This is a genomic window from Actinomyces respiraculi, assembly GCF_014595995.2.
Taxonomy (GTDB): Bacteria; Actinomycetota; Actinomycetes; order Actinomycetales; family Actinomycetaceae; genus Actinomyces; species Actinomyces respiraculi.
On sequence record NZ_CP063989.1, the window covers coordinates 2,886,348 to 2,912,106 of the forward strand.

General features: G+C 68.1%; 23 protein-coding genes and 2 pseudogenes. 12 read left to right on the plus strand and 13 right to left on the minus strand.

The genetic code is table 11. The features are described from left to right. Positions 1 to 45: 45 nt before the first annotated feature. Entirely contained in the window at positions 46 to 618 is a 573-nt protein-coding gene (locus tag ID810_RS12105) for a TetR/AcrR family transcriptional regulator (protein WP_166858066.1), read from the minus strand. A gap of 266 nt (positions 619 to 884) precedes the next feature. On the opposite strand from ID810_RS12105, the pseudogene ID810_RS12590 reads away from it, so the two are divergent. Beyond that, positions 885 to 1,013, plus strand: a pseudogene (locus tag ID810_RS12590) (IS481 family transposase); the annotation flags it as partial. Between the two features lie 777 nt (positions 1,014 to 1,790). Here the strand turns inward: ID810_RS12590 and ID810_RS12110 are convergent. The 3 genes and pseudogenes from ID810_RS12110 to ID810_RS12725 all read right to left on the minus strand — a co-directional run. Then, a complete protein-coding gene (locus ID810_RS12110; protein ID WP_188232613.1) occupies positions 1,791 to 2,066 on the minus strand; it encodes a hypothetical protein in 276 nt (91 codons plus the stop codon). Between the two features lie 6 nt (positions 2,067 to 2,072). Next, entirely contained in the window at positions 2,073 to 2,561 is a 489-nt protein-coding gene (locus tag ID810_RS12115; RefSeq protein ID WP_188232614.1) for a hypothetical protein, read from the minus strand. Between the two features lie 22 nt (positions 2,562 to 2,583). Next, positions 2,584 to 2,757: pseudogene (locus tag ID810_RS12725) on the minus strand (3-phosphoserine/phosphohydroxythreonine transaminase); the annotation flags it as partial. A gap of 74 nt (positions 2,758 to 2,831) precedes the next feature. Between ID810_RS12725 and ID810_RS12120 the strand changes: the two are divergent. The 3 genes from ID810_RS12120 to ID810_RS12130 all read left to right on the plus strand — a co-directional run bounded on the left by ID810_RS12120 (position 2,832) and on the right by ID810_RS12130 (position 4,459). Next, positions 2,832 to 3,353 (plus strand): zinc ribbon domain-containing protein, encoded by a 522-nt coding sequence (locus ID810_RS12120; RefSeq protein ID WP_166857407.1) that lies wholly within the window; start codon positions 2,832 to 2,834, stop codon positions 3,351 to 3,353. A 105-nt stretch (positions 3,354 to 3,458) separates the two neighbouring features. Next, a complete protein-coding gene (locus ID810_RS12125; RefSeq protein WP_166857409.1) occupies positions 3,459 to 3,842 on the plus strand; it encodes a histidine kinase in 384 nt (127 codons plus the stop codon). A gap of 299 nt (positions 3,843 to 4,141) precedes the next feature. Then, on the plus strand, positions 4,142 to 4,459 hold the full coding sequence (locus ID810_RS12130; protein WP_166857410.1) for a hypothetical protein: 318 nt from the start codon (positions 4,142 to 4,144) through the stop codon (positions 4,457 to 4,459). Between the two features lie 218 nt (positions 4,460 to 4,677). Here the strand turns inward: ID810_RS12130 and ID810_RS12135 are convergent, their stop codons facing one another. Beyond that, on the minus strand, positions 4,678 to 6,210 hold the full coding sequence (locus tag ID810_RS12135; RefSeq protein WP_166857413.1) for a CCA tRNA nucleotidyltransferase: 1,533 nt from the start codon (positions 6,208 to 6,210) through the stop codon (positions 4,678 to 4,680). A gap of 69 nt (positions 6,211 to 6,279) precedes the next feature. On the opposite strand from ID810_RS12135, the gene ID810_RS12140 reads away from it, so the two are divergent. The 8 genes from ID810_RS12140 (at position 6,280) to ID810_RS12175 (ending at position 18,927) form a co-directional block, all read left to right on the plus strand. Beyond that, positions 6,280 to 6,789: an NUDIX hydrolase gene (locus ID810_RS12140; RefSeq protein WP_166857415.1), complete on the plus strand. Its 510-nt coding sequence runs from the start codon at positions 6,280 to 6,282 to the stop codon at positions 6,787 to 6,789. A 5-nt stretch (positions 6,790 to 6,794) separates the two neighbouring features. Beyond that, on the plus strand, positions 6,795 to 9,134 hold the full coding sequence (locus tag ID810_RS12145; RefSeq protein ID WP_166857417.1) for a DUF6049 family protein: 2,340 nt from the start codon (positions 6,795 to 6,797) through the stop codon (positions 9,132 to 9,134). After that, complete coding sequence (locus tag ID810_RS12150) at positions 9,131 to 12,982, plus strand: murein biosynthesis integral membrane protein MurJ (RefSeq protein ID WP_166857419.1); 3,852 nt, start codon at positions 9,131 to 9,133, stop codon at positions 12,980 to 12,982. The genes ID810_RS12145 and ID810_RS12150 overlap by 4 nt, the downstream gene beginning before the upstream one ends. 133 nt (positions 12,983 to 13,115) lie before the next feature. Continuing rightward, complete coding sequence (trxB, locus tag ID810_RS12155) at positions 13,116 to 14,042, plus strand: thioredoxin-disulfide reductase (RefSeq protein ID WP_166857421.1); 927 nt, start codon at positions 13,116 to 13,118, stop codon at positions 14,040 to 14,042. Positions 14,043 to 14,171: 129 nt separating this feature from the next. Next, positions 14,172 to 14,495 carry a thioredoxin gene (gene trxA, locus ID810_RS12160; protein WP_166857423.1) on the plus strand — a complete coding sequence of 108 codons (324 nt, stop codon included), beginning with the start codon at positions 14,172 to 14,174 and terminating at the stop codon, positions 14,493 to 14,495. A 325-nt stretch (positions 14,496 to 14,820) separates the two neighbouring features. Further along, on the plus strand, positions 14,821 to 16,260 hold the full coding sequence (gene thrC, locus ID810_RS12165; protein WP_166857425.1) for a threonine synthase: 1,440 nt from the start codon (positions 14,821 to 14,823) through the stop codon (positions 16,258 to 16,260). Between the two features lie 539 nt (positions 16,261 to 16,799). Continuing rightward, positions 16,800 to 17,960, plus strand: a complete 1,161-nt coding sequence (locus ID810_RS12170) for an aminotransferase-like domain-containing protein (RefSeq protein WP_413227877.1) — start codon at positions 16,800 to 16,802, stop codon at positions 17,958 to 17,960. A 10-nt stretch (positions 17,961 to 17,970) separates the two neighbouring features. Then, complete coding sequence (locus tag ID810_RS12175; RefSeq protein ID WP_166857429.1) at positions 17,971 to 18,927, plus strand: D-alanine--D-alanine ligase family protein; 957 nt, start codon at positions 17,971 to 17,973, stop codon at positions 18,925 to 18,927. An 860-nt stretch (positions 18,928 to 19,787) separates the two neighbouring features. Here ID810_RS12175 and ID810_RS12180 read toward each other — a convergent pair. The 8 genes from ID810_RS12180 to rpmH all read right to left on the minus strand — a co-directional run bounded on the left by ID810_RS12180 (position 19,788) and on the right by rpmH (position 25,526). Further along, the gene (locus ID810_RS12180; RefSeq protein WP_166857431.1) at positions 19,788 to 21,089 is read right to left on the minus strand and encodes a ParB/RepB/Spo0J family partition protein; all 1,302 of its coding nucleotides are present in this window, start codon (positions 21,087 to 21,089) and stop codon (positions 19,788 to 19,790) included. Continuing rightward, the gene (locus ID810_RS12185; protein WP_166857433.1) at positions 21,089 to 21,991 is read right to left on the minus strand and encodes a ParA family protein; all 903 of its coding nucleotides are present in this window, start codon (positions 21,989 to 21,991) and stop codon (positions 21,089 to 21,091) included. The genes ID810_RS12180 and ID810_RS12185 overlap by 1 nt, the downstream gene beginning before the upstream one ends. 125 nt (positions 21,992 to 22,116) lie before the next feature. Then, complete coding sequence (gene rsmG, locus ID810_RS12190; RefSeq protein WP_166857612.1) at positions 22,117 to 22,776, minus strand: 16S rRNA (guanine(527)-N(7))-methyltransferase RsmG; 660 nt, start codon at positions 22,774 to 22,776, stop codon at positions 22,117 to 22,119. A 48-nt stretch (positions 22,777 to 22,824) separates the two neighbouring features. After that, positions 22,825 to 23,337, minus strand: coding sequence for a Jag family protein (locus ID810_RS12195; RefSeq protein WP_166857435.1), 513 nt, complete (start codon positions 23,335 to 23,337; stop codon positions 22,825 to 22,827). Between the two features lie 78 nt (positions 23,338 to 23,415). Further along, positions 23,416 to 24,612, minus strand: a complete 1,197-nt coding sequence (yidC, locus tag ID810_RS12200; protein WP_166857437.1) for a membrane protein insertase YidC — start codon at positions 24,610 to 24,612, stop codon at positions 23,416 to 23,418. Between the two features lie 69 nt (positions 24,613 to 24,681). Next, positions 24,682 to 25,011: a membrane protein insertion efficiency factor YidD gene (gene yidD, locus ID810_RS12205; RefSeq protein WP_166857439.1), complete on the minus strand. Its 330-nt coding sequence runs from the start codon at positions 25,009 to 25,011 to the stop codon at positions 24,682 to 24,684. Positions 25,012 to 25,030: 19 nt separating this feature from the next. Then, positions 25,031 to 25,387, minus strand: coding sequence for a ribonuclease P protein component (rnpA, locus tag ID810_RS12210; RefSeq protein WP_166857440.1), 357 nt, complete (start codon positions 25,385 to 25,387; stop codon positions 25,031 to 25,033). A gap of 1 nt (position 25,388) precedes the next feature. After that, on the minus strand, positions 25,389 to 25,526 hold the full coding sequence (gene rpmH, locus ID810_RS12215; RefSeq protein ID WP_017177846.1) for a 50S ribosomal protein L34: 138 nt from the start codon (positions 25,524 to 25,526) through the stop codon (positions 25,389 to 25,391). Positions 25,527 to 25,759: the final 233 nt, after the last annotated feature.

Here is a 25,759-nt window from a genome sequence, read left to right on the forward strand (position 1 = left end):
TCCCCGCCTCGCCCGAGTGGAAGAAACTCACCAGAAAGCAACAACTCACAGCGAGTTCACTCCCTCGTAATAACAACGCATAATCCAATCCAACAATTCATGCGCTTGTTCAGGCGACTGATAGTGACGGGCGGCTTCCAATAGACCTTCCACGAAATTTGATGCCAAAACGTGAGGCAGCAAATCTGGATACTTCTTGGGGCTTTTCTTCTCCAATTGACGCGCAATGTGGTGCTGCATTGCCGTAACCATCTCACTCTTCGAATTCGCATAGGCCGTGCCCTGACTCTTGTCCATCACGATGACAAAGGCTCGATGGTGTTTGAGAAGAAGTTTCATGTAATCATCGGCAATGGCAGCGTAACGTTCATAGGGGGAGCCAACATCAAGCTCTTCTTCCTGACGCCCAATTTCATCGAAATCCAAAGGCAAGATCTGCACGGTTTCAGCAAACAGATCCTCCTTGTTCTTGAAATAGGAATAGACCAGACTTGTTGATACTCCAGCCTGTGCTGCGATGTCACTCAATCGCGCATCCATAAATCCCTTGACGTAGAAGACGTGCTCAGCGGCAGCGACCAGGCGCTCACGCACCTCGGCCTTCAACACTTGAGGCATCTTCACTCCTAAAACCGAACGACGATTCAATATTGAAGTTTAGCACTACCCAGGTCAACAAGCAATCCGAGCGGGGGCTTCACCCTTCCAGCCACCCCACCGCGTCCAGTCTCAGGTCAAACGGGCTCATCCCAATTGAGGGTGTGGGTGGGGTCTGAGTCCTCCGGTCTCTAGTTGTGCTTTCTTTGGGGTTGTGAACGGGTTGGGTGGAGGCCTGCTGGGCGGGATGCGGGGTTGACGCCCACGTGCGGTCTGGGGAGGCCTTCATGGCGCATGCTGGCGCACCTTTGACGCCTGGTGGGCGTCGTCGTCTTGCCCGCCTGGGGGTGGAGGGCTGGTCCATGGGCCGGGCGGCTGAGTGCTTGCGGGTCTGGCCGGCGACGGTCGGCCGGTGGCTGGGGCCGCTACCGGGCCCCGGTGCGCTGTGTGGAGCGCCATTGATCAGTTCGGACCACGTTCGGTCGTTCGGACCACGTTCGGTCGTTTGGACCACGTTCGGTCGTTTGGACCACGTTCGGTCGTTTGGACCACCCCAGACGCGTCCGTAGGTGGTCCGAACGACGGCAGGTGGTCCAAGATGGCAGCAAGTGGTCCACACTAACTGTGCTTCCTCAGGGCAAGACCCCTGCCTACCACCAGCCCCCCCCCGCGTGAGCGAGAGGGGGGGCGCTGGCGGGCCTGGCCCACCACTTGCGACCGCGCGGCGCAGCACCGCGCCCACCGGCCACGGCCAGGCCCCGAGCCAGGCCGACGCCGTGGCCCCGCTCGGCCCCAAAAGGGACGGCCCCCTTACGCAGGCGCCCTGGCCCAGGCCCTGAACCCACCGTCGCAAGGGCCGAGCCCATCCGCAACCGCGCCCACCTCGACACCCACAGCCCCTTCCAGGACCTGGACGATCTGGACGACGCCCGTGACCGCCACCACCCAGCAGGCCCCACTGGGCGGGCACCACCCGCCCCCACCCCACCACCGCCATGTTGCACCCCCGCCCGAGCACAACAGCACCCTCCAACCAGCCACCAACACCCCCCACACCCACCACCCCCAACCAGCAACCACCAGCACCAGACAAACCAGCCCCCACCAAACCCGGAGCCTGACACAACTAGAGACCAGAGGACCCAGACCCCACCCACACCCTCAAATGGGATGAGCCGGTTAAGCGTCTACTTTTATGCGGCCAGGGTCAGTGACCCGTCTCGCATTATCCGTTCAGGTCGGGAAATGTTGAGCACGTGCACGCCCTCGTCGATCACCCCGCGCCCGAAGTGATCGCGCGACAGGCGGTCCACGCTGCGCAGGATGAAGTCGACGATCTCCACCGGCGTGTACACGATGCCCAGGAACTGGGCGATCTTCTTGAAGGCCAGAGAGAAGACCTTGTACAGCTCGGTGATGATCCGCTGCTTGCCCTTGGCGTTGTCGATGCCCGTGCAGCGCTCACGCACCGAGGCCTAGAAGCCCTCAAGCTCCTCGGTCACCCGCGGGTCCGCTACCCGTTCGGCCAGGCGCATGCGGTGCCTCTCGGCGATCCGGGCGACATCCTTCGCCCACTGCTCCCGGTACTGGCGCGACCCCACCTTCTGCACGAGCCGCGCGTAGATGGCCTCCTTCCACTGGCCCAGTGAGTCCAAATCGAAGGCCCCCTGAACCACGGACGGCGGCGACGCCCCGCCCTCGCCGCCGTTAGCCCCGGCGGACGCGAAGGGGTCGATGATGGCAATCTTGTCCGGCTTGGAGTGGTTGAGGTCGATCTTGTTGACCATGGCGTCGAGCGCCGGCACGTCCACGCCTTCGGTCAAGCAGCGGGTGCTCGTGAGGATCCGGCATCCGGTAGCCGCCTCTTTGCCCGCCCCACCACCGTTCCTCGCGCCGACCAGACCAGCGTCACGATCGCCGTCAGACAGCCATGACAACAACCCCGTGCGCTCCAGGATGTTCATACCCCCGTCCACGTGGCGCACCTCGACCGACCCCAGCCGGTGCGTCGGCGGCGCAGGCGGTAACGTCCTTGCCGCGGTGGGAGACCTCGAGCACAGACATCCCGGAGGACCGCCAGTCGGTGAGCTCAGAGGCAGCCCGCTCGAGGACGGACAGGGGGAGCTGGGCAGGGCCGGCGGAGAAGCTGTGCACGCGCATGGCGGCAGGCGGCATATCCTGTGGGCGTCGTGCGCCAGTTCGCAGCTGGTGACCGCACCGATGAATGGAGCCTCATGAGCACCAATGACTCACAGTCCCCCTACAGCAACAACGGGGGTCGGCAACGGCAGTACGACGTCGAACCCTGGCGCAAGTGGGCCTACTACGGTGGTATTGCACTGCAGGTCGTGGGCTTCATCGCCTTCGCCTCCGTCTTCCTCACCTTCTTCACGAGCTTCAACTCGACGTTCGGCAACCCCGACGCGTTCGACACACACTTCGACCGGACGCTCAAGGTGTTCCCCTTGGCCTTCGTCGGCATCCTCCTCATGATCGGCGGCCAGATGCTGCAAAAGATCGGACGCAAGGGCCTGGCCGGCTCAGGCGTCATCCTGTCCCCTCAGGGAGAAGTGCGCGACGCTGAGCCCTGGAGCCGCGCACAGGGGGCCAAGGACCAGCAGCGGCTTGAGGAGGTGCCCGCACTGGGCAGGCTGGGTGCCGGCGCCGAGTCGCAGATTCGCGTGCGCTGCCGGTCCTGCGGGTACCTCGAGACCGAGGACGCCACCTTCTGCTCCAGCTGCGGCGCCCGCATGTAGCGCAGGTGTCAGGAGATCGCGGCCGTCGCCGTCGGTAAGGTTGTCGCCCTGGCGCTCGCCCTGGCCCTTATCAGCCCCGCCTCCTCGGTTGAGGGCCTCATCGTCATGGCGACGGCGGTCCTCGCCACCGCGTGGGTCCGGGTCCTCACAGACCTCGACCACCAGGTCACGAACCGCTCCGCCCGGGCCGTCGTCCTCGCTCAGAACCGCGAGCGCGCCCGCATCACCCGCGACCTGCACGACTCGATCGGTCAGGAGCTGTCGGCCCTGCGCCTGACGGTCGCCGACAACGGACGCGGCTTCAACACCTCACGTCTGCGCCCCGCCCACGGCCTGGCTATGCTGCGCCGCGCGATCGAGAGGCAGGGCGGCGACCTGCGTATCGGCTCCTCGGGCTGCGGCACCACAATCGACGTCACCCTGTCGGATCTCACCGTCCGTCCCGACGTCGTCGGCGACATTCAAGACCCGCAGGAGGTCACAGCATGAGTATCCGAGTGGCGGTCGTCGACGACCAGGTCCTCTTCGCCAAGACGCTCAGGACGCTCCTGGGTACCGATCCGGCTATCGAGGTTGTCGGCGTGACTTCCTCGGCAAGGACGTCCACGCCCGTGACCTGCTCCAGGCGATCCGCACGGTCGCCGACGGCGGGCGGGTCGTCAGCTCTGAGCTGGCAGCCACGGCGGCCCTGCTGGGGCCGACCCCCTGACGGAGGCTGAGCAATGGGTCCTGCGCTGAACGCCCTCCGGGGAGGGCCACTCTCCGCTCAGCGGCTCACCCGTCTGGTGATGGTCATGGCGTCCCTGGCGGTGGCCCACTGCCTGCAAGATGTCACCGGCCTGTCAATCAAGAAGATCACCCACACCCCGCGGTCGATCCGAACCATCCAAATACACCTGGCCGGGCAGACCATCACCGCCAGCAACCCCATCACGCCACAAGCCCAAGCCATCCTCGACGTCCTCCAGCTCAAGCCAGCGGACTACGAACCGACATGGGCACTCAATTGTCATGACTCAGCTCAGACCGTGTCCTGGGAACAGTCCTCGTGCAAGCGCTGGCGCCACTGCTGGTGTCGCCGCCAGGGGGATTGCACGCTCATGTGACAGTTGTGACGACGTACAGCCATTTCGCTCCCATGCTGCTGGCTCCCATGTGCACCGCAGAGGCTCACGCACATGGGAGCCTCACCGCCCAGGACTTTTCCGCATAATCGCGTCAACGGATCCCGACTGAGCGTGCAACTCTCCCGGCGACCCCCCGCGTGCCCCTCGGCGCCGCATGTCGGGACACCGACCGGCACGACGCGAGGCAGCCCCCAGCCTCAGTCGCGCGCGGCCCACCAGGATCGCAGGGCCTCGCGGGCCAGCTCCTCACCCAGCGGGCCCTTCTCCATGCGCAGGTCCATGAGGAAGCGGTAGGCCTCGCCCACCACCGGCCCCGGCTCGAGCCCCAGCTCGGCCATGATCTGCCCGCCGTCCAGATCCGGGCGGATCGCCGCCAGCTCCTCCTCGGCGGCGAGCTCGGCGATGCGCCGCTCGAGGTCGTCGTAGGCGGCGTCGAGCATGCGGGCCTTGCGCCTGTTGCGCGTCGTGACGTCGGCGCGCGTGAGGCGGTGCAGCCGCTCAAGCAGCGGGCCGGCGTCAGTGACGTAGCGGCGCACAGCCGAGTCGGACCAGCCGGAGTCGGCGTAACCGTGGAAACGCAGGTGCAGCTCCACCAGCCGGGACACATCCTTGACGGTCTGCTTGTCGAAGCGCAGGGCGGTCAGCCGCTTCTTCGTCATGCGCGCACCCACGTGGTCGTGGCCATGGAAGGTCACCGTGCCGTCGGGCAGGAAGCGACGGGTGGCGGGCTTGCCGATGTCGTGAAGGATCGCCGCCAGCCGCAGCACGAGGTCAGGCGCGGGCACGGGCCCGTCGGGCCCGGTCTCCAGGTCCATCGCCTGATCGAGGACGGTGAGCGTGTGCTCGTACACGTCCTTGTGGCGTCGGTGCTCATCGACCGTCTCCTGCAGGGCGGACAGCTCGGGCAGGACGACGTCGCACACACCCGTGTGCACGAGCAGCTCCAGCCCGCGCCGCGGCCAGGGCGAGATGAGCAGACGCTCGAGCTCGGCGCGCACGCGCTCGACGGAGACAATCTCGAGCCGTCCGGCCATCTCACTCATGGCATCCATGACGTCCATCCCGACGTCGAAGCCGAGCTGGGCGGCAAAACGGGCCGCGCGCATGATGCGCAGGGGGTCGTCGTCGAAGGACTGCACAGCGCTCACCGGGGTGCGCAGGACGCCGGCGGCCAGGTCATCGAACCCACCGCAGGGGTCAACGAGCTCGAGCTCGGGCAGGCGCAGCGCCATGGCGTTGACGGTGAAGTCGCGGCGGGTGAGGTCCCCCTCGAGCGTGTCCCCGTAGGCGACGACGGGCTTGCGGCTACCGACCTCGTACTCCTCAGTGCGGTAGGTGGTGACCTCGACGACGACATCGCCCTTGCGGGCCCCGATCGTGCCGAACTCCTTGCCCACGTCCCAGCAGGCGTCACCCCAAGCGGTGAGGATCGCCTCGGTCTCGTCCGGGCGGGCGGAGGTGGTGCAGTCCAGGTCGTGGGGGGCGGTACCAAGGAAGGCGTCGCGCACCGGGCCGCCGACGAGGGCGAGCTCGTGCCCGGCGCGCGCGAAGCGGTGGCCCAGCGCCGCGAGCGAGACCGGCAGGTGGGCGAGCGCATCGCGGGCTGTGGCGGTCAATCCCGCGGCATCCCGATCACGGTCGGTCGCCGGAAGGGCGATGGCCTCGGGCTGGACCCGCCCGGCCTGGCTGCCGGGGGCGGGGGTGCTCGTCGTCGTCTTCTGGTCGCTCATCAGGACAAGGGTGCCATGCGTACCGGTCGGCGACCGACCTACCTGGCGGGACCGCCTAGAGTGTCCTCCATGCCCAGCCATCGCACTCGCGGACCCCACGCCGGCTCCCAGCCGCACCGGGCGAGTGCGCGCCACCTGCCCGTCGTCGATGAGACGAGCGCGGGCGGCCTCATCATTGACGTGCAGGACGGCCGGGCCGTCACCGCCGTCATCGCGAGGCGCAACCGCGGAGGCCGCCTGGAGTGGTGCCTGCCCAAGGGCCATCTGGAGGGCGAGGAGACGGCGGAGCAGGCAGCGGTGCGTGAGATCGCGGAGGAGACGGGGATCACCGGCCGCGTGCTGCGCCACCTGGCGACCATCGACTACTGGTTCGCCGGTGACAACCACCGTGTCCACAAGGTCGTGCACCACTTCCTGCTGGAGGCGATCGACGGCGAGCTGACCACGCGCAACGACCCGGACCACGAGGCGGAGGATGTTGCCTGGGTGGACCTGGACGAGGTCTCACGCCGCCTGGCCTACCCCAATGAGCGGCGCATCGTCGCCGCCGCCCGCGAGATCCTCGTCGGGGACGGGTGAGATCCGTGGGCCGTCGCCTCCTGCGCGCCTGGGCAGCCACAGCGGCTGCCGCGGTGCTTCTTGTGCCGACGGCGCTCGCCCCGTCCTATGCTCAGGTGGCGGTCGCGCTGCCCCTGACCGGGTCGGTGTCCGCCCCAGCCGCCCCAGCCGCCCCCGCCCCAGCCTCCGGCACCACCGCCGTCGGCACGACGACGGCCCCCTACGTCGAGGGCCGGGTGACCCTCTCGGTGGACTCACTCGCCCCCGAGGTCCTCACCAGCGAGGAGTCCGTGACGATCACCGGATCGGTCACCAATGGCACGGACCAGCCGGTGCGCGAGGCGAGTCTCGTGGTGCAGGTGCAGTCCCGCACCGAGGTGACGGTCGAGGAGCTCGAGCTGTGGCTGGCCCAGACGCGCCACACCCAGGTCAGCCAGGTGCATGTCGAGAGCACCGAAGACATCGCCCCCGGTGAGACGCACCACTTCACGATGACGGTGCCGGCGGCTGACCTGCCCCTGGACGACACGGACCAGTGGGGCCCCCGTGGCGTCGAGGTCATCCTCACTGAGGGCTATGACACGGTTGCGGTGGACCGCACGCTGCTGCTGTGGGACCCGGGCATGACCGCCCAGGCCTCCCGGGTGACGGCGGTCGTGCCGGTCGCGGCCTCGGCGGCCGAGATGACGGCCCTGCTGTCCGCCCCCACTCTCGCGAGCCCGGCTGAGGTCTCCGCCGAGGAGGCTCAGGAGGTCACGGCCCTGCGCCAGCGGGTGACGACGCTGCTGGGCCTGGCGCGCGAGGGCGTCGTGCTCGCCGTCGACCCCTACTTGCTTCAGGCCCTGGGCCTGCCCCTGGACGAGGAGGAGCAGGAGGCGCTTGCGTCCGCCACGGCCTCACCCAGTCCGACGGCGAGCCCAACCACGTCCGCCGCCCCGCGGAGCCCGGGCCCGACGGCGTCCGCCACAGCGTCTTCCGACCCGACCGCGAGTCCGACGGCGAGGCCCACCGCCCGGCCCACCGACCCTGATCCCGCTACGACTGTGCTTCGGGCGCGCGCCGAGCTCGCCCAGGCCTTGATGGACGCGTACGAGGCCGGCGACATCGTCATCCTGGCCTGGCGCGACGCGGACCTCGCCTCACTGGCCCACCTGGGCGAGCGCGACCTGGCCGCGAGCGCACTCGCCCGCGCGCAGGAGGAGGCCGCTCTGGTGGACGGCGCGCTCGGCACGGACCTGTCCTCGAGCACGACGACGGTTCTGGCCATCGGCCCGCTCGACGGTACGACCCTGTCCCTCCTGCCCGACACGGTGACAACCGTCATCGCCTCACCCGGTGACCTGCCGGTGGCCGAGGACCTCTTCTACACGCCTTCGGGCACGACGACGATCAGCGGGCGTGCGGTGCTCGTGCCGGATGAGGACCTGTCGGACGCGGCCTCAGGCACCTCCGACGGCGCCGAGCTCAACGGGCTCGACGCCCGTCAGCTGCTGCGCGCGGACACCGCGGTGCGGGTGCGCCAGGCACCGAGCGTGGGCCGCGACGTCATCGTCACCGTCAGCCGCGCCGAGGCCTCCACCCAGACCGCGGCGGTCCTGGACGAGCGCATCGACGCCCTGCTGGAGGCCCGCTGGACGGTGCCGCAGAACCTCGGATCCCTCGTCGGCTCTGCACGCGAGGACGAGACGAACGGTGAGCAGGCGCCGCGCCACCCCCTGCCGGAGGTGGTCCAGGCGGAGGGTGAGCTCAGCGCCGAGGACCTGACCGCAGCCAGGCGGGCCGAGGCGGACCTGGAGACCCTCGCGACGATCCTGTCGGACCCCCAGGCCATCACCGATGAAGCCACGGAGGTCGTCTCCGCCAGCGTGTCGAACGCCTGGCGCACGGATGCGGCGGGCAGGAGCGCGTACACCGCCGCCGTCGCCGGCCTGAGGCAGACGGTGACGGCGGGGCTGAGCGCGGCGCCGTCGTCGACGATCAACGTCATTGCGCAGTCCGCGGCCATGCCGGTGCGCGTCGTGTCCTCCCTCGACCAGGACGTGACCGTGCGGGTACACCTCAAGCCCAGCTCGACGCGCCTGCAGGTGTCCGAGGACGTCGAGGTGACGGTCCCGGCCCAGGGGGAGGCCACAGCGAGCGTGCCGATCACGGCTGTGGGCTCGGGTGAGGTGACGGTAATGATCGACCTGCTCGCCCCCGACGGCACGAGGGTGGGCACGCCGGTGGCGATCCTCACCCGTGTGCACGCGGACTGGGAGAGCATGGGCACGCGCGTGGTTGCCGGGCTGCTGGTGCTCGTCCTCGTCGTCGGCATCGTGCGCACGGTGCGTCGGGGCCGGCGCACCAGGACCAAGGGGGAGGCATGAGCGAACGGGGTTCCATCGCCCGCTCCAGCGCCGTGATGGCGGCCGGGACGCTGACATCGCGCCTGCTCGGCCTGGTGCGCAACGCGCTGCTCATCGCGGCCCTGGGAGCGACCGCCTCGGGCGCCGCCGACGCCTTCAACGTCGCCAACATGCTGCCCACGCAGCTGTACAACCTCATCATCGGCGGCGTCCTCAACGCGATCCTCGTGCCGCAGATCGTGCGCGTCATGCGCGAGCGCAACGGCGACGAGCTCGTCAACCGCCTGCTCACGGCGGCCGCCACCGTCATCGCCCTGGTCGCCGCGCTGTTGACCGTGGCGGCGCCGCTGGTCATCACGCTGTACGCCTCGGGCCTGGACCGCTGGCAGCCCCTGGCCTACGCCTTCGCCTTCTGGTGCATGCCGCAGGTGTTCTTCTACGGCCTGTACGCCCTGTGGGGGCAGGTGCTCAACGCCCGCCACAACTTCGGGCCCTACATGTGGGCGCCGGTGCTCAACAACATCATCTCGATCGTCGCGATCCTGGCCTACCTGCGCCTGTACGGCAGCTACACCCAGGGCCAGGACCCGGGCCTGTGGGACGCGGGCCGCATCGCCCTGGTGGGTGGTACGACGACGCTGGGTATCGCCCTGCAGGCCCTGGTCCTGTACGTGCCGTTGCGTCGTTCCGGTTTCCGTCCGCGCTTCGTGTGGGGTCTGAAGGGAACCGGCTTGGGCACGATGTCCAAGGTGGCCCTGTGGGCACTGCTGGGCACCGTCGTCTCCTCACTGGGGGACCTGGCAGTGACGAACCTGGGTTCGCAGGCGGTCACGGCCGCCGAGTCGGCTGAGTTCGCGGGCATCATCGTGCCCTCGACGACGATGTATGCCAACGCGCTGCTCGTCTACATGCTGCCCCAGTCCTTGGTGACGGCCTCGGTCATCACCGCCCTGTTCACGCGGATGAGCGAGAAGGCAGCGGCCGGGGACCGCGAGGGGGTGCGTGACGACCTGTCCCTGGGCCTGCGCTCAGTCGGCGTGTTCACGGTGCTCTTCGCCGTCGGGATCTCCACCCTGTCCGCCCCGGCCCTGCAGCTCTTCGTCCCCTCACTGTCCCTGGAGCAGGCGACGGCGTCGGCGCCGATCCTGTCCATCCTGGCCCTGGGCATCCCCTTTCAGGGCATCTGGTTCACCACCCAGCGGGTCCTGCTCGCCTACGCCGACACCCGCAGGCTCGTGCGCGCCGATGTCGTCGTGGGCGGCGTCGGCGCGCTGGGCTGCATCATCGCCTACCTGCTGGCGCCCGCCAACCATTGGATGGCGTGGGCGGCGGTTGCCAACGTGCTGTCGCTGGTGGCGGCCTCGGCGGCCGTGGTGCCCCTGCTGCGCCGTCACCTGCCGAGCCTGGACGGCCGCCGGGTGGCCTCGACCTATGCGCGGCTCGTGGGCGCGGCCCTCGTGGCCTTCGTCGTCGGGTGGGGGGTGCGCAGCCTTCTGGGGCCGGCGGACGGGTCGATGACGGGCACTCGGGCCACGGACGCGCTCGTGATCGTGCTGCTGGCCGCCGTGCTCATGACACTGGCATATCTCGTGGCGGCGCGGGCGCTGCGGGTGTCGGAGCTGGGGGTCCTGTTCGGGCCGCTGTCGCGCCTGCTGCTCGTGGCCGCACGCCACCTGCCCGGTGGGGCGGGCCGGGCGCTCAGTCGGCTGGGCCGGGTGCTGGCCCTGCCGGCAGCCGGTGAGCGGACGGCGCTCCCGACTCCGGCCCCACAGTCCGTCCCGACGGCGGCCCCGTTGCCCGCCCCGACCGCCACCCCGGTCTCCACCGGCACCCGGCCCACCCCAGATATGGGGGACGTGGATAGACTCGCCCTGAGCGCCTCGACGGCGCCAGCGCTAGCACGCACGGAAGGGGGGGCCACTGTGGTCGCTGCCGGTCGCCCCGCCCCTGCGGGCGGCACGCCCGAGGGTACCCCTATCGGCTCCGGCCGTTACCGCCTCATCGCCCCCCTGCCTGCGACGCTGCCGCGCATCGTGCGCCACGCCGGGCGGGACACGATCCTCGACCGCGACGTCACCGTCCTGGCCCTGACGGAGGCCACCCACAACCGCCAAGAGGTCCTGTCGACAGCCGCCCGGGCCGTCCTCGTGGTGGACCAGCGCACCCAGCGCGTGCTGGACGTCGAGTACGCGCCCCCCGGCCACATCATCACCGAGCCTGCGACGGGCCGCACGCTGCGCAGCCTCGTGGCGTCCGGTCTGAGCCCCGAGCAGGTGCGAGCGATCATCGGTGAGACCGCCGAGGCGCTGGACGCCTGCTCGCTGCGCGGCCTGCACCACCTCAACCTCGCCCCGGAGTCCGTGCGTCTGCGTCCCGACGGCACCGTTCAGGTCTCCGGCGTTGGCATCGAGGCCGCGCTGCTGGGCCTAGAGGACGCCGACGCCGACCCGCTCGCCGCCGACCGCACGGACGCGCACGTGCTCGTCGAGCTCCTCTACTACGGGCTCACCGGACGCTGGCCGGGCAAACGTGCGGGCATCGCCTCCGCACCGCTGCACGCGGACGCACCGGTCGCCCCCTCGAGCCTGGTCCCGGCCGTGGCCGAGCACCCGGACCTGGACGCGCTCGTGGCCCGCACCTGGGGCGATGCCCCGCCCCAGTCCGCCGCTGAGGTGGCGCAGGCCCTCAGGCCCTGGGACACCTCGGTACTGCCCGTGGTCGAACCTGCCCCGGAGCCCGTGGTCGTCCCGGTTGACGCGGATGAGGCCCCCTCAACTCCCACCTCCTCGGGTCTACTCTCCTCGGCACTCGCCTCTTCGGCACTGACGGCCGCCTCCGGCCTGGCGGCGGCTTGGGCCGTCATTGCCAGGGGTGCCACCCGGGCGGCCACGCAGGCGGCCGCCGGCATTGAGGGCCTGCTGACCCGCCTCAAGGAACGCTCCGCCGCCCGGTCCGCGCCCGCCGCCGACGCGCTTCCCACGACCGAGTTCCCCGCCGCCAACCCCTCCGCCGCCCCGCTCCAGACCACCGAGCCCCCCACCGCGAGCACCAGTGCGTGGGCGGCAGCATCCGGTACTGACAGCCCGACTATCTCCCTCGGTGCGCTGGCACCGGAGCTGGTCTCCGAGGTCGAGCCTGAGCACATCGACGCATGGGCCGAGCGGGAGGGCTGGGCCTCCACGCCGTCGGTCGCACCCACCCCGCGCACCAGCGCACCCACCCCCTCCAGGGACAACAAGAACTCTGGCCGCTCACGGCTGAGCATGACGACCGCCGTCGTCATGGTGCTGGTACTCGTGGGCGTCGTCGTCGGCGTGTACTTCGCCGTCAGCAACCTCGTCCAACTCGGTCGCGTCCCCATCACCGATGAGGAGATCCCCGCCGCGCGCACAGTACCCACCAGGGCCTCCGCCGAGGAGGGCGCTGAGACGGCCGAGCCCAGTGCGCCGGCCGTCATCGTCGGCGCCGAGTCACTGGACCCTTACGGCGACAACAACGAGCACCCGGAACTGGTCGGCAACCTCATCGACGGCGACCCCTCCACCGAGTGGTACTCACGTTACTACGCGGCCTCGTCACTGGCGTGGAAGCAGGGCATCGGCCTGGCCGTGAGGCTCAAGACCGCGGCCGAGGTCTCGAGCATCGAGCTGCAGGGCACGGGGGCGGGTGGCAACGTGCAGATCCGTGCGACGAGCCCTGAGAACCCGACGGGGGGCACACTGCTGGCGGAGGGCCCGCTGACCTCAGGCACGACGACCTTCACCTTCCCGACGACGTCCACCGAGTCGGTCGTCGTGTGGGTGACTGACCTGCCGAAGGCCTCGGACGGGCTGCTCAAACTGACCGTCACCGAGATCACGCTTCGATAAGATGACGCGTGGGAACATTCTCTTCTCATCACAGGTTCTTTGGAGCGATACTCGCAGGCGCCATCCGGAGGCGGCCACACCGGCATTCCGGAACCGCTTACCGCGGACCAGCCCCGTCCACTCGAGGAGACTCATGATCCACGACGTCGTCATCGTCGGCTCCGGCCCGGCCGGATACACCGCCGCGATCTACGCCGCACGCGCCCAGCTCAAGCCGATCATCCTCGGAGGGTCCGTCACCGCTGGTGGCGCCCTGATGAACACCACTGAGGTCGAGAACTACCCCGGTTTCGTCGACGGCATCATGGGCCCCGACCTCATGACCCAGATGCAGGAGCAGGCCGAGCGCCTGGGCGCCGAGCTGCGCTACGAGGACGTCGTCTCCCTCGACCTCACCGGCGACATCAAGCGGATCACCACCGACGACGAGGTTTACGAGGCCCGCACGGTCATCATGTCGACCGGCTCGGAGTACCGCAAGCTCGGCATCGAGCACGAGGACCGCCTGTCTGGCCACGGCGTGTCCTACTGCGCCACCTGCGACGGGTTCTTCTTCAAGGACCAGCCGATCGTCGTCGTCGGCGGCGGCGACTCGGCCATGGAAGAGGCCACCTACCTCACCCGCTTCGGCAGCTCGGTGACCGTCGTGCACCGGCGCGACCAGCTGCGCGCCTCCGCGGCCATGGCCGAGCGCGCCAAGAACGACCCGAAGATCACTTTCGCCTGGAACTCCACGGTGACGGCCCTTCACGGCGACTCCGCCCTCGAGTCCGTCACGCTCACCGACACCGTCACAGGTGAGCAGCGCCAGATCCCGGCTGCCGGGCTCTTCGTCGCCGTCGGCCAGATCCCGCGCTCCGAGCTCGTGCGCGGCGTGCTTGATGTGGATGAGGCCGGCTACATCCGGGTCGAGTCCCCGAGCCAGCGCACGAACGTACCCGGCGTCTTCGCTTGCGGCGACGTCACCGACCCCACCTACCAGCAGGCGGTCACCGCAGCCGGCTCCGGCTGCCGGGCCGCGCTCGACGCCCAGGAGTACCTGGCCTCGCTGTCCGCCTGAGGCGGTCCCGCCCGAGTCGCGGGCCGGGCGACGTGCCGGATCTCCGGCTGGGCCACGCGCCGCCCCGGACCATCCGCATCCACACCTCAGAAGAACACGCCCGCACGTCAGAACAACAGGAGAGTCCCCATGTCATCCGTTTCCGCCGTCACCGACGCCACCTTCGCCACTGAGGTCCTTGCCTCCGACGTTCCCGTGGTCATCGACTTCTGGGCCGAGTGGTGCGGTCCCTGCCGTCAGATGGCCCCCATCGTCGAAGAGCTCGCCACCGAGCTGGACGGCAAGGTCACGTTCGTCAAGGTCGATGTCGACGAGAACCCGGCCACCGCCCGGTCCTTCGGCATCCGCTCCATCCCGACCTTCGCCGTCGTGCGCGACGGCGAGGTCGTCCACCAGTTCGCGGGCTCGCGCCCCAAGGCGGCGTTCCGCAAGGAGGTCGAGCGGGTCCTCTGAGGACAGCAGCGGCCGACCACCTGCGGCGCCAACCCCGGGCACCCGGGTACTCCGTCATCCGGAGGGCGGCGCGACGTGGCACATCGTCCGTCCCGGTACGCGCCCGGGCGCTAACCCCCGTGCGGGGGAGCGCTCGGGCGCTGTCCTTCCACCTTCGGGAGTCGCCTGTGTTGTCGGCGTCCCGAGAGGTACGTAGACGAGGGGTTGCTGATCCCCGTCGTCGAATGTATGACCACCATGTGAGTGGGCTGCGTCCGCATGGCGGCCACCGGTAGGCTGGGGCTCCCAGGCAGTTGACACCCACACTCCCCACGAAGGCGGGCATATGCAGTTCATCTCGACGCGCGGCGGCATGGAACCGGTTGGCTTCACTGACGTCCTGCTCACCGGGCTCGCTCCCGACGGCGGCCTGGCGGTACCGGCCAGCCTGCCGATCCTGTCCGGGGCGGACCTGGAGGATCTGCGCCCCCTGCCTTATGCCGAGCTTGCCGCCCGGGTCATCGGGCTGTACGCCACCGACATTCCTGAGCCGGACCTCCTGACCCTCACCCGAGCTGCTTACGGTCAGGGGCGATTCCCCGAGCCGGTCGTGCCGGTCACCGGCCTGGACCAGGTGACCGACGGGCTCATTCTCGTCGGCCTGTCCGAGGGCCCAACGATGGCTTTCAAGGACCTCGCCATGCAGTTCCTTGGGCAGGCGATCCCCTATGTCCTGCGTCGCCAGGACCGGGTGCTCAACATCCTGGGTGCAACGAGCGGCGACACCGGTTCCGCGGCCGAGCACGCCTTTAAGGGCCAGGACGGGGTTAGTGTCTTCATGCTGTCGCCCGCCGGGCGCATGAGCGCGGTCCAGCGGGCACAGATGTACTCCATTGCCGACGTCAACATCCACAATATTGCGGTTCAGGGCGTCTTCGACGACTGCCAGAACCTCGTCAAGGCCATCAACGCGGATCAGGCCTTCAAGAGCACCTACGCCATCGGTGCGGTCAACTCCATCAACTTCGGGCGTATCGCGGCGCAGATCGTCTACTACGTCTGGGCCTGGCTGCGAGTGACGGATGAGCTGCCTGCCGCTGAGCGATCCGCCTACCGGGTGGACGTCACGGTTCCCTCGGGCAATTTCGGCAATGTCTACGCTGGGCACCTCGCCCGGGAGATGGGCCTGCCGCTGCGTCGGCTTATTGTGGCGACGAACGAGAACAACGTGCTCGACGAGTTCTTCCGCACCGGCGTGTACGCCCCGCGTGCCAGCAAGGACACGTTGGCCACCTCCAGCCCCTCGATGGACATCTCCAGGGCCTCCAACCTCGAGCGCTTCCTGTGGACCCTGCTCGGACCCGACGCCTTCGCCCAGGCCTGGAGGCGGTTGGAGGAGGACGGGCGCGTGGACCTGTCCAAGCATGTGGCCGCGATGCGCGAGCGCTACGGCTTCGTCTCGGCCTCGTCCTCCCACAAGGACCGTCTCACCGCGATCCGGGTTGTTCACGCGACCGCGGGCAGGCTCATCGACCCGCACACCGCCGACGGCGTGACCGTGGCGCTGAGTCTCATGCAGCCCGGCTTCCCGACGCTTGCGCTGGAGACCGCTAAGGCTGCCAAGTTCGGCGAGACCGTCGCTGAGGCTCTGGGAGCCGCGCCCGAGCCGGATGACGTGCTGCGCGCCCTCCTGGAGGCCGAGCAGCACGTCGAGACGATCGGTCACAACGTCGATGCGCTCCGCGCACTTATCGAGCAGGACGCGCTGGTTCCCGAGAAGGTGTGACGCCAGCGCGGCGCGACGACGCGCGACGCAGTGCCTCTGTTTCACGTGAAACATCGCGGACTTCTTCCGGATGTGTCGCAGTTCCACACGACCGTGGTTCATCTGGAAGGTCGTCGGGTAGCGGGGCATCACCCGCGCGCAGTTCCACACGACCGTGGTTCATCTGCTCCTGTGTTTCACGTGAAACACCCTGGCGGAACCGATGCCAGTACGGCCCTGACAAGCGCAGCGATGTTTCACGTGAAACACCCCGACACTTCGTTCTGGGCCACCATTCCTTATGCTGCCGTGGTGTTCCCGTGTGGCATTGCACTCCGCAACCTGGCTGACCTCTCCTTAGTGGCAGACTGGACCCCACGGTGCGGAGAGTCCCACCCAGCAAGGAGCCGAACGTGAGTGACGCGAAGGACATCAAGGGCAACCGACTTGATCCGTGGCTGGACAACTACGCCGCACGAGCCCACGGACTGCGCGCTTCCGAGACCCGTTCACTCTTCGCCGTCGCCGCCCGCCCCGAAGTCGTCTCCCTCGCGGGAGGCATGCCTAATCTCAAAGACCTCCCACTCGACGCCCTCGCCGATGCCACCGCGACAATGCTCCGCAAGGACGGCGGCCGAGCCCTGCAGTACGGCAACGGTCAGGGTCTTCCCGCCCTGCGCGAGAAGATCCCCGAGATCATGGCGCTGGAGGGGATCGACGCCGACCCTGAGGACGTCATCATCACCACCGGCTCGCAACAGGCCGTCGACATCATCACCGAGCTCTTCATTGACCCGGGTGACGTCATCCTCGCCGAGGCGCCCACCTATGTCGGTTCGCTGTCGATCTTCGCCACCTACCAGGCCGAGGTCCAGCAGGTCACCATCGACGCCGACGGCGTGATTCCCGAGGCGCTGGAAGAGAGGATCGTCCAGCTCGAGCGCGAGGGACGGCGCATCAAGTTCTTCTATTGCCTGCCCAACTTCCACAACCCCGCGGGCGTCACCCTCTCGGAGGAGCGTCGGCCGCAGGTCATCGACATCTGCCGTCGTCACCACATCCTCATCGTTGAGGACAATCCGTATGGGCTACTCGGTTTCGAGGGCCAGACCTACACCGCGCTCAAGACGCTCGCACCCAACGACGTCGTGTATCTCGGCTCCTTCTCCAAGATCTTCGCCCCCGGTTACCGCGTCGGTTGGGCGGTGGCGCCCGCCGCCGTGAGGGAGAAGATGAAGTTGGCGTCGGAAGCGGCCATCCTCTGCCCCTCGTCGATGAGTCAGTACTCCATCGCCATGTACCTCGACGGCTTCGACTGGCGCCAGCAGATCACAGACTTCCGCGCGATGTATCGAGGGCGGCGCGACGCCATGATCTCCGCCCTTGAGGAGTTCATGCCTGAGTGCACATGGAACGTGCCCGATGGAGGCTTCTACGTGTGGGTCGGTCTTCCGGATGGGCTCGACGCCAAGGACATGCTTCCCCGCGCGGTCACCAACCTCGTCGCCTACGTCTCCGGAACGGCCTTCTATGCCGGAGGACGCTCAGGCCGCGATCACATGAGGTTGTCCTTCTGTTATCCCGAGCCCGTCGAGATACGTGAGGGCGTCCGGCGCCTCTCCGAGGTCATCAGCCGTGACCTGGAGCTGCGTGATCTCTTCGGACCTACGTCCTCCCGCCCCGACGAGGGCATCGTCGCCCCGGCACCCGACCAAATCTGAGGAGCACGCCGTGTCCATTCCGACGTCAGAACCCCTGCGCATTGCCATCCTTGCCGGCGGACTCAGCCACGAGCGTGACGTATCTCTGCGCTCAGGCCACCGCGTGGCCAAGGTGCTCAAGCACCTGGGGCACACCGTCCTCATCCTCGATGTTGACGCCCGCATGATTGCGTCGCTACGGGCCTTCGGCCCCGACGTCGTGTGGCCACTCGTCCACGGCTCACACGGCGAGGACGGAGGCTTGCAGAACATCCTGATCGCGCTGGGCCTCCCCTATGTGGGAACGCACTCCGACGGCTGCCAGCGCTCGTCCTTCAAGCCCACCGCCAAGGCGACCGTGCGCACCGGTGGTGTGCTCACCCCGGACTCGGTGACGCTACCCAAGTCTTACTTCTCCCAGCTCGGTGCCCAGGATGTCCTCGGCGTCGTCTCCGGCCACCTCGGCTTTCCCGTCATCGTCAAGCCCAATCAAGGCGGATCGGGCCTTGGCGTGTCCCTCGTGACCAACGCGGATGAGCTCCGCCAGGCCATGGTCGCCTGCTTCGCCTACGACGAGCGCGCCCTCATCGAGTCCTACGTTCCTGGCCGGGAGATCGCCGTATCCGTCGTCGACGTCGGCGATGGCCCGCGTCCGCTACCGCCGGTGGAGGTCGTCACGGAGGGTCAGTACGACTTCGACGCGCGCTACAACCCTGGACGTTCCGAGTACTTCGTTCCCGCCCGGTTGAGCGAGGCCGAGACCTCGCTCGTCCAGGACACGGCACTCCGTGTGCACCGGACGCTCGGCCTCGGCAACGTCTCTCGTACTGACCTCATCCTCGCCGAGGACGGAACTCCCTGGTTCGTCGACGTCAACGTTGTCCCTGGAATGACCGAGACCTCTCTTCTCCCGCTCGCTGCCGAGGCCGACGGCGATCTCCCCGGTCTGTACGACGCACTCGTCCGTCACCCGTCAGTACATCCGTGACTATACGGAAGTACCCGTCTTTCATACCGCTCGTGTGAGGGCGGGGTGTGTTTCACGTGAAACACACCCCGCCCTCACGCTGTGAAGTCTCGTGACTCTGTGATGTCTCAGAACGTAGGTAACGGTTGGTGAGGTTGGGGTGTTGGGGGCGTGCTTGGGTCTTCGTGCAGCCGCGTCCGCCGCGGCGGTTGGTAGGTTCCGGGGGCGTAGGTGGTGCCGGGCTCGGGCTAGGCGTGCTCGAGGACCTGGCCATCGGGTCTGGAGAAAACGATGCGTAGGGTGTCCCCGGTGACGGCGACACGCTGGCGGGCGTGGCGCAGTAAGACAAGGAGGCAAGTGCCTTCGAGGCGCACCAGCCCGTTGGGTGCGATGGCGCGGTCCGCCGGTGGGCGCGGAGGGAGGCTCGGCCACAGGTGCAGCGTCCTAGGCCTGCTGCGAGGCGAGGCGCCCGGGCATGTCCTGTGGCTAGAGCGTTAGCTGTCGTACAGGTGGTAGTAGGCGCTCGAAGGCGTCGACCTGGGCCTACGCTCGACGACGCAAGCGGCCAGGAAGGGTTACCAGGCGCGTGCGGTCGTCGATTGGGAGCGTCATATCATGACGCACGTTTCACGTGAAACACACCGTCCTGCCATCGTCGACACAGTTGGGGTCTCACGCCAGACGACCTCTGAGCAGTTACCCCGAATGCAGGACTGCGGCGGCTGCCTATCGACCCTCTCGCCCATATGCCCACCCGTCGATTCGTCCGTCCGACCGTCCATCGAGCTGTCCGAGAGCGCCCAGGGCCCGCGCCTCCGTTCATGTGATGGCGGCCCACGTTTCACGTGAAACGTGGGCCGCCATCACCGGGGAGTCAGTGCCTACTCCTCCGACAGGGAGGTACCAGGGGCAAGCGTCTCCACCAAGCGGGCAAGGTCGTCATCGCCGGCGAACTCGATGGTGATCTTTCCCTTCTTCGCACCACGGGTCACCTTCACCCGGGTGTCGAAGGCATCAGACAGGCGGGTCGACAGTGCCGGAAGCGTGGTGCTGCGCGTGCGCAGCACCGGGGTACGGACCTCTGGTTCGTCGTGGAGGGCGACCAGCTCCTCGACGGCGCGCACGGACAGGCCCTCGGCCACGATGCGCTGCGCCAGACGTTCCATGGCGGAGGAGTCCGGCAGGCCCAGGAGGGCACGTGCGTGCCCGGCCGACAGGACGCCCGCGGCAACGCGGCGCTGAACGAGCGCCGGAAGCTTGAGCAGGCGCAGTGTGTTCGAGATCTGGGAGCGGGAGCGGGCGATGCGCTCGGACAGCTCTGCGTGAGTGCAGCTGAAGTCTTCAAGGAGCTGCTGGTACGCCGCAGCCTCTTCCAGGGGGTTGAGCTGGACGCGATGCAGATTCTCCAGCAGTGCGTCGCGAAGAAGGTCCTCGTCCTCCGTGTACCTCACCACGGCGGGGATCGTCGTGAGACCCGCAACCTTGGAGGCACGAAGACGGCGCTCACCCATGATGAGCTCGTAGGTGGTCGAGCCGTCCTCGCCGTCGACACGACGAACCACGATCGGCTGGAGGAGCCCGACCTCCTTGATGGACGCAGCGAGCTCGGCGATGTCATCGTCGTCGAATACCTGACGCGGCTGACGCGGGTTGGGGACGATGAGCTCGATGGGAAGCTCAGCGAAGGTCGCCCCAGGCACCGGGACGAGCCCCTCATCATCGTCGGAGACTGAAGTCTCTGTCGGGATGGTCGACCGTGTTTCACGTGAAACACGGTCGACAACCTTGTTCCGCTGGGGATCATCGGCTGCTGTTTCACGTGAAACATCATCGACGCCCTCGTGGCGCGAAACGTCGTCGACCGCGGTTTCACGTGAAACATTGGCGGTGCCGCCACGGCGCGACACAACATCCGCCGCGCTTTCGGGCGCCACGCGGGTGTCGGCCGACCGGCCAGACCGTCCCGAGCGTCTCGTCGCGGCCCGTGCACGCTTGGACGGCTCCATCAAAACCTCGGCAATCTCGGCCGCCCGTGAGGAACCATCGCTGCTACGCGCGGACTCCGCACCATTGCCACCACCGGGGAAGAACACATCCGTCGGACGGCTTGACGGGTTCTCGGTCTGAGCCTCCGGGATGAGTGCCTGCAGGCCCCGTCCCAGACCGCGCTTCTTCTGTGCCATCAGGCCTCCTTGACCTCAGTGTGCTCATGGGCACCGCGCTGGGCGATCTCCCGGGCAAGCTGCTTGTACGCCACTGCACCGGATGAGCGGGCATCCCAGAACACCACGGGGAACCCGAACGACGGCGCCTCTGCCACGCGGATCGAACGCGGCACCCGTGTCTGAAGTGTCGCCGACGGGAAGTAGGTGCGAACCTCAGACTCCACCTCACGGGCCAGAGTCGTGCGTTGGTCGAACATCGTGAGCACGATCATCGTCACCCGCAGCGCCGGGTTGTGGATCTGGGCGATGCGGTCCACGGAACGAGTGAGCAGAGCCAGCCCCTCGAGTGCGTAGTACTCCGCCTGCATGGGGATGAGCACCTCACCCGCGGCAACGAAGGCGTTGATCGTCATGATGCCCAGGCTCGGCGGACAGTCAATGAGGACATAGTCGACGCGCGGAAGTCCGAGCTCCGAGCGGGCAAGCAGGTACTCGCGCAGCGCCAGCCTCAAGCGCGACTCGCGCTGGGTGGCGTTGATGAGCTCGATTTCGACGGCGGCGGCATCGATGGAAGCGGGCACGCACCACAGGGAGGGGGCGAAACGGGTCTGGACGACGACGTCCTGGATTAGAGCGCCCTCGACAAGCACGTCGTAAATCGACGCGGTGTCCTCGCCGTGCTCCACCCCCAGGGCGGTGGAGGCGTTGCCCTGCGAGTCGGTGTCGATGACAAGCACTTGCAGACCGGCTTCCGCCAGCGCCGCCGCCACGTTGACAGCCGTGGAGGTCTTGCCGACCCCACCCTTCTGATTCGCAACAGCGATGACCCGGGTCTGTTCGGGCCGCGGAAAGCCACCGACCGCGATGTCCTCAAGGGCGGCGTGGTCGGCCTGGAGCTGGTCGAAGATGGAACCTGGCAAACCTGTACTCCTCGGGCGATATCCTGCAGGCGCTTCAGTCTATGCGAGGCAACGGACGACAGGCCCGGGCCTGTGGACACGGCCGGCCTGTGGACACAGTCATACCCGGGTCCGGTGGGACCGGCTCAGCGCTTGGGCCGCCGGACCTCGACGATCTTCGTCAGCTCGTCGCCCGGGGTAATGACCTCGTGGATCACCGCCGGCTCAAGCTTGGCCTTCTTGATGACACCACGCGCGTCCTCGACCTCAGCCTCGGCCTTGGCTCCCTTGAGCGCCAGCAGGCTGCCACCCTGGCGCAGCAGGGGAGCGGTCAGGCGCACCAACCGGGAGAGGTTGGCAACCGCGCGGGCGGTGACGACGTTGTAACGCTCGCGCACCTCCTCGGCCCGGGCCCGTAGAATCTCAACGTTGTCGAGGTCGAGTTCACAGACGACGTCGGAGAGCCACTCCACGCGCCGCTCCATCGTCTCGATGAGCGTGACATCCAGGTCGGGTCGCATCAGTGCCACAACGATCCCCGGGAAACCGGCTCCTGAACCGACGTCGGCCACCGTGCCCCGTCCCGGCAGGAAGGGAACGACCGCCGCGGAGTTGACGATGTGGCGAGTCCACAGACGCGGCATCTCCCGCGGGCCGACCAGCCCTCGCAGCTCGCCCTGCTCGGCAAGCATGTGCGCGAAGTGCTCCGCCCCCGAGAAGGCGACGCCGAAGAGTGCACGCATCTCCTCGCTCGGCTCCTCCACCACAAGCACCTCGCCGGAGCCCTCCGGCTCGTGCCCAGGCATCTCCTCAGCAGCCATCGCGTCGCTCATCTCGTGCCCCCCGATCGGCGCTCAGGCCTCGTCGGCGGGCAGAACAACAACCCGGCGGTGGGGCTCGGCACCCTCCGACTCAGAAACCAGTCCGGCGGCCGCGACGACGTCGTGACAGACCTTGCGCTCGAAGGGGTTCATCGGCTCCAGGGCAACGGTCTCGCCGGTGGCCTGCACCTGACGGACGGCCTCCTGCGCAACCGCAGTCAGCTCCTGACGACGCGCGGCCCGGTAGCCGTTGATGTCGAGCATGAGACGCGAGCGGTTGCCCGTGCGCGCCTGGACAGCCAGACGGGTGAGCTCCTGAACCGCTTCGAGCACCTCACCGTCCTCACCCACGAGGTCCGCGAGCTCACGCTCGTCGCCCTCCTCGGAGGCAACAATGGCGATCGAGGCCCGCCCATGGTCGATGTCGATGTCGATATCGCCACCGAGGTCGGCGATGTCGAGCAGCTCCTCGAGGTAGTCGGCACCGACCTCACCCTCCTCCTCAAGGCGCTTGACGGTGGTGGAGGCGGCGGTCGTGTCAGTCATAGGTATTTCCGTTCTGTGAAGTAATGACCGCGCATCGTCGTCGTCGCGCGCGGAGGTCGTGGACAGGGTCCGGCGCTCTCAGCGGCGGCGCTTCTTGCTGTTGTTCCTGCGCTGCTGGCGCTGGCGGGCGCGCTTCTCGTAGCGGCGGCGGGCTATTTCCTCGGGAGTGAGACCGACGATATTCGTCTCGATCTCCTTGATGGCGGCCTCCTCCTCGGCGGTCAAGCGCTCACCGAACGCACCGTCCTCGCCGGCCTCAGTCGCGCGCTGCTCCTCGGGGGTCACCGGCAGGCGGGCACCGCCCTTGCGCTTCTGACGGTCCTTGCGCACCGGCTGGACGCGCTGGTGCCGCTGCTCAGCCTGCTCGGCGAGCTCGGCGGCGCGCTGGGCGGCCTCCTCCTCCTCAAGGGTGGGAAGGCCCTTGGCCACGCGCTTGGCGTTGATGCGCGCACGGTGCTTCTTCTCCGCCTCGGAGCCTGGCGCCGGCATGTTGCGGATGGTGAAGAACTGCTGGCCCATGGTCCACAGGTTCGTCGTCACCCAGTAGACCAGGACACCGATCTGGAACTGCACGCCCGTGAAGGCGAAGAAGACCGGCATGACCGTCATCATGATGCGCTGGGAACGCATCATGGGGTTGTCGGAACTTTTGGCGGACTCCGGCATGTTCTTCATGCTCAGCTGCGCCATGGTGTACCACTGCGTGACCGACATGATGATGATCATGATGACGGTGACGACCTTGGTGGTGGCGTCGTCGGAGTTCATGAAGGACGCGGACAGCGGGGCACCAAAGACGGTGGAGGCCTGGACGTCGGCCGCGAGCTCGGCGGTGAGCGGGCCGATGGAGTCGTGGTTGGCGTAGGTGCCCTCAGCGACCGCCTCAAGGGAGGCCAGGACGCGGAAGAGCGCGAAGAACACCGGCATCTGCACGAGGATCGGCATACACGAGGAGAAGGGGTTGGTCCCGTGCTTGGAGTACAGGGCCATCATCTCCTCCTGCATCTTCTGCTGGGAGGCCGGGTCCTTCTTGTCCTTGTACTTGGCCTGGAGCGCCTGGAGCTCGGGCTGCATGAGCTGCATGCCGCGGCTGGCACGGATCTGCTTGACGAACAGCGGCATGATGATGAGACGCACGACCATCGTCAGGCCGATGATCGAGATGACCCAGGCCGCGCCGGGGCCGTCGGGCATACCGATGAGGGTCAGGCCCTTGTGGATGTAAACCATGACCCAGGCAACGGCCACCTTCAGGGGCCAGAGGATCGTATCCATTGCACTCCTTGCTGTGCGTGCGGGGCTGGGGCCTCGCGGGCCGGTGGTTCCGGCCGGGTCCTGCGCCGGTCAGGGCGTGGCCGTGTCCGGGCGGGGAACGTCGTGGGGGTGGTGGTAGCGCCACTGGCCCGGGTCCGGGACATGGTCGACACCACCGCGGGTGAAGGGGTTGCAGCGCAGGACGCGCCAGGTGCCGAGCACGAGACCCTTGAGCGGGCCATGGACCTGGACGGCCTGCACCGCGTAGGCGGAGCAGGTGGGGTAGTAGCGGCAACTGCGCGGCAGTCCCGGAGAGATCCACTGCTGGTAGAACCTCACGGGAGCCAGCACGATCCGCATGAGCAGGCTCTCGCGAGACTCCTCGTCCTGGGGGCCGTGCGCCTGAGCCGACCTGGTCATCACCGTCGTCCTCACCGTCTCACCGTCGCCGTCCCTCGCGCACGCGCGCGAGCTGGCGGTCGAGGTCGGCGCCCAGCTCGGCACTCGTGGCGCCGTCGGCCCCGGCCAGTCCCCTGACGACCACACGCGCTCCCGGCTCCAGGCATCCCACGCGCGCGCTCATAAGGGCGCGCACGCGGCGCTTGATCCGGTTGCGGTGGGTGGCCCGAGCGATCTGCTTCTTGGGCACGACGACGCCGACGAGTGCCGGGGACATGTCCCCGGTCTCGCCGGCTCGGTAGTGGACGACAAGCCTTGGGCTCCCGCTGCGCGCACCCGTCCTTACTGCGGCGGTGAAGTCCTCACCCCGCAGCATCCGGTGCGCGGCCGGGAGCACCTCAGGCAGCGAGACGTGCGCGGCCCTTGCGGCGGCGCGAGGCGAGAACAGCGCGGCCGGCGCGGGTGCTCATGCGCTTGCGGAAGCCGTGCACCTTGGCGCGACGGCGGTTGTTCGGCTGAAAGGTCCGCTTGCTCACGGGTGTGCTCCTGGTCGGATGATCGGAACCGTGCGTCACGGGGATCGCGGCACGGTCGCCCGCGCTGGCAGCCCCATGGACCGGGACGTGACTCCACGCGAACGTCCGCACAACAGTACGGTTGCCGCTCAGTCACGGTCAAACGGATTGTCGCCTTGACAGGTGAGAAACCCGCCACCTCGTGCGGTCGACGACGGCGTCCGCGGCCCGGGCGGACCACCCGAGACGGTTGT

Bases quoted from the DNA above. Each gene is read 5' to 3' on its own strand.
- ID810_RS12105 (WP_166858066.1), bottom strand. From the start codon at position 618: ATGCCTCAAGTGTTGAAGGCCGAGGTGCGTGAGCGCCTGGTCGCTGCC.
- ID810_RS12115 (WP_188232614.1), bottom strand. From the start codon at position 2,561: ATGAACATCCTGGAGCGCACGGGGTTGTTGTCATGGCTGTCTGACGGC.
- ID810_RS12120 (WP_166857407.1), top strand. From the start codon at position 2,832: ATGAGCACCAATGACTCACAGTCCCCCTACAGCAACAACGGGGGTCGG.
- ID810_RS12125 (WP_166857409.1), top strand. From the start codon at position 3,459: ATGGCGACGGCGGTCCTCGCCACCGCGTGGGTCCGGGTCCTCACAGAC.
- ID810_RS12130 (WP_166857410.1), top strand. From the start codon at position 4,142: ATGGTCATGGCGTCCCTGGCGGTGGCCCACTGCCTGCAAGATGTCACC.
- ID810_RS12135 (WP_166857413.1), bottom strand. From the start codon at position 6,210: ATGAGCGACCAGAAGACGACGACGAGCACCCCCGCCCCCGGCAGCCAG.
- ID810_RS12140 (WP_166857415.1), top strand. From the start codon at position 6,280: ATGCCCAGCCATCGCACTCGCGGACCCCACGCCGGCTCCCAGCCGCAC.
- ID810_RS12150 (WP_166857419.1), top strand. From the start codon at position 9,131: ATGAGCGAACGGGGTTCCATCGCCCGCTCCAGCGCCGTGATGGCGGCC.
- trxB (WP_166857421.1), top strand. From the start codon at position 13,116: ATGATCCACGACGTCGTCATCGTCGGCTCCGGCCCGGCCGGATACACC.
- trxA (WP_166857423.1), top strand. From the start codon at position 14,172: ATGTCATCCGTTTCCGCCGTCACCGACGCCACCTTCGCCACTGAGGTC.
- thrC (WP_166857425.1), top strand. From the start codon at position 14,821: ATGCAGTTCATCTCGACGCGCGGCGGCATGGAACCGGTTGGCTTCACT.
- ID810_RS12170 (WP_413227877.1), top strand. From the start codon at position 16,800: ATGCCTAATCTCAAAGACCTCCCACTCGACGCCCTCGCCGATGCCACC.
- ID810_RS12180 (WP_166857431.1), bottom strand. From the start codon at position 21,089: ATGGCACAGAAGAAGCGCGGTCTGGGACGGGGCCTGCAGGCACTCATC.
- rsmG (WP_166857612.1), bottom strand. From the start codon at position 22,776: ATGCCTGGGCACGAGCCGGAGGGCTCCGGCGAGGTGCTTGTGGTGGAG.
- ID810_RS12195 (WP_166857435.1), bottom strand. From the start codon at position 23,337: ATGACTGACACGACCGCCGCCTCCACCACCGTCAAGCGCCTTGAGGAG.
- yidC (WP_166857437.1), bottom strand. From the start codon at position 24,612: ATGGATACGATCCTCTGGCCCCTGAAGGTGGCCGTTGCCTGGGTCATG.
- yidD (WP_166857439.1), bottom strand. From the start codon at position 25,011: ATGACCAGGTCGGCTCAGGCGCACGGCCCCCAGGACGAGGAGTCTCGC.